We start from the raw sequence: 2,362 nt of genomic DNA, 5'->3' as shown, positions 1-2,362 counted from the left end.
ACTCAACAACACACTAACGCGGGAAATTGGAATAAGCAATTAGTATAATGAGAGTATAATGTTGGTATAACGTTAGTATAATGATGCTTTTTTTCATTATATTTTTTATGTACTTTAAACCTGCACGCTTATGTGAATTAGAAAAAGCTTAATCGCATTTCATAGATTGACCTCCCAATAACTACGTGGTGTTATTGGGAGGTCAATCTATTTCATTTGCGTTAAGCTTTTGATCTACATTAAGCGTGCAGGTTTTTTGTCTATTTGTAGACGATTTTATGTTATACTAGTCCTTGAAAGAATAATAATCAGATAATGCATTTTCTTGTTTTTCATTTGCCTCTTGCTCAAAGTTCCCAAATTCGAGTAAGAGGTATTTTTGTTTTTGGTCGTCGCCTCTCATTAGTAGTTCAGGGTTTAACATTAATACTCCAGTTTTTCTTTTTATAATATTTCCTTCTTCTAAGATTTTAAGTGTTGTTATTACTGTTTGTAGACTTGTTCCTGTAGCTTTTGCTATTTCTCTTGTTGTAGCTATCATTGTATTGTTACTTAAGTGGACATTATCTAGGATATAGTTAACGATTTTAAGTTTTTTTCCGCCAATCATATCTAACATACTTATTAATTGCACTATATATGCCTTTACGAAGTTACCAGACGTTTGTTTACGGTATAACTTGTCTACCTCTATGACTTCTCCACTTTCTTCGTCTATGAGCCTCTGAGAGCCTTTATAGACTGTTCCATATCTTTCTTTCATCTTTTTCTCACTCCTTATTTTAAACTATTCTAACTATATCATAACTGTTCTAAAAAAAAAAGAACATTTGTTAAAAGAAATTAGAACAAAATGAGTGAAAAATTAGAACAAACAAATTCCTTATAAACCTTATCATCTCAACCTATATTAAGATTTTACCTAGTTGAATCTTCTTTTCTATATAAAGCGTCGGAGCATATCAGGGGGTTATCTAACGTAAATGCTACCCTTCGGCTCGCTTTCGCTCGGCATTGACGTCAGATACTGCACCCCCTGAACCCCCATGCTCCAACAGCAAAAAGGAAACTTTTTGCTGCTTTTCCGACGCTTATTCGCTTCGCTCATATTTATATAGAAAAGAAGTGAATGCGCAAAAGACATAATCGATTCACAAAAAATAGGTACACGAAAAACAAGTTAAGGGATGCATAAACTGCATCCCTTAACTTACTTATTAAATAATTTATAGCTATTGAAAAGAGATAAGAATTGTTCAAAGCTAATATTGTTTAAATCGTCAATTCCTGCATGTTTTAAGGAATTGTTAAATTGATTTTTTGTAAATATTTTCTTGTATTCTTTGTTAACCCATTTCATAACGAAATAATTATACTTCTGTTTATCTTTGTGTGATATTCTTGATTTTTTTCTATTTAATCTGATAAGTGAGCTATTCACTTTAGGTTTAGGATGAAAATATTCTCTTGGAACCATACTTAATATAGAAATATCAACTTCTGCCATTAAAAATAATGCCAATGAGCGTTTTGTATTTAATAATCTTTTAGCAAACCCGTATTCCACGATTAAATAAATCTCATCAGCTATACTATCAAAAACAATTTTGCGTATTATATCCGTACTTATGTTATAAGGTATATTACCAAATATTTTATAGGATTGGTTTTTAGGAAATTTAAACTGCAATATATCCTTGTTTAAAACTTGGAAATTATCGTGATCAACAAGTTTATTTTCTGTAGTTTTGCATAATTTATGGTCTATTTCAATGGCAGTTACGAAATTACACCTCTGTACTAATTCAAGGGTAAAATGCCCTTTTCCTGAGCCGATTTCAAAGATATTATCATGTTCATTTAATCTTATATTTGTCATTATTTTATCTATATTATGTTTTGAAGTAATAAAGTTTTGACTGTGTTTTATATTTTTCTCGTTCATTATAACCCTCTTTTTTCCTCCTTATAAAATTAGTATAATTATAGCACGAGCTCTGATAAATATGAACATGATGAGTGATCGTTAAATTTATACTGCAATCTGATGCGATTATTGAATAAAAGATATGAGAGATTTATCTAGTTTCTTTTTTTACAAGAAAAAAGAAAGTTCTTAAAGGTTTTATACTTTTGGTCGTAGAGCACACGGTTTAACGACTTAATTACGAAGTAAATAAGTCTAGTGTGTTAGACTTTAATGTTTTTTTAAGGCATTAGTGCATTTAAGCGTCAGAGCATGGCTTTATGCCGAGAAAACTATTGGTTGGAATGGCGTGTGTGTTAGCCAAAGCTTTGGCGAGTTGGTTGGGGGTTTCATGGGATTAATCCCATGAAAGTACCAACTCAACAACACACTAAC

At 31.1% G+C, this 2,362-nt stretch carries 2 protein-coding genes; both read right to left on the bottom strand.

What is annotated here, in order from left to right; all coding sequences use genetic code 11:
- Window positions 1-286: 286 nt before the first annotated feature.
- Window positions 287-763, bottom strand: coding sequence for a replication/maintenance protein RepL (locus KA833_RS03995; RefSeq protein ID WP_000664727.1), 477 nt, complete (start codon window positions 761-763; stop codon window positions 287-289).
- 447 nt (window positions 764-1,210) lie between these two features.
- The gene (gene erm(C), locus KA833_RS03990) at window positions 1,211-1,945 is read right to left on the bottom strand and encodes a 23S rRNA (adenine(2058)-N(6))-methyltransferase Erm(C) (protein WP_001003263.1); all 735 of its coding nucleotides are present in this window, start codon (window positions 1,943-1,945) and stop codon (window positions 1,211-1,213) included.
- Window positions 1,946-2,362 lie beyond the last annotated feature (417 nt).

Origin of the sequence: Staphylococcus sp. GDY8P67P (assembly GCF_017892545.1) — a bacterium.
Lineage (GTDB): Bacteria > Bacillota > Bacilli > Staphylococcales > Staphylococcaceae > Staphylococcus > Staphylococcus ureilyticus.
The sequence above is the reverse complement of the archived record's forward strand: the minus strand, read 5'-3'. Positions and strand labels throughout refer to the sequence as shown.

Excerpts from the sequence above, each read along its gene's own strand:
- KA833_RS03995 (WP_000664727.1), bottom strand. The coding sequence starts at position 763 with ATGAAAGAAAGATATGGAACAGTCTATAAAGGCTCTCAGAGGCTCATA.